Source organism: Leclercia barmai (genome assembly GCF_049312895.1).
Classification (GTDB): Bacteria; Pseudomonadota; Gammaproteobacteria; order Enterobacterales; family Enterobacteriaceae; genus Enterobacter; species Enterobacter barmai.
Window position 1 is genome coordinate 1 of the sequence record NZ_JBMNWZ010000028.1, and the last position, 256, is coordinate 256.

Here is a 256-nt window from a genome sequence, read left to right on the forward strand (position 1 = left end):
GTCGCTGCCGCAGCTTCGGTGCATGGTTTAGCCCCGTTACATCTTCCGCGCAGGCCGACTCGACCAGTGAGCTATTACGCTTTCTTTAAATGATGGCTGCTTCTAAGCCAACATCCTGGCTGTCTGTGCCTTCCCACATCGTTTCCCACTTAACCATGACTTTGGGACCTTAGCTGGCGGTCTGGGTTGTTTCCCTCTTCACGACGGACGTTAGCACCCGCCGTGTGTCTCCCGTGATAACATTCTCCGGTATTCG

At 54.7% G+C, this 256-nt stretch carries 1 rRNA gene; it reads right to left on the minus strand.

Annotated features, from left to right (window positions below):
• Positions 1-256, minus strand: a 23S ribosomal RNA gene (locus ACOYA6_RS23075); the annotation flags it as partial.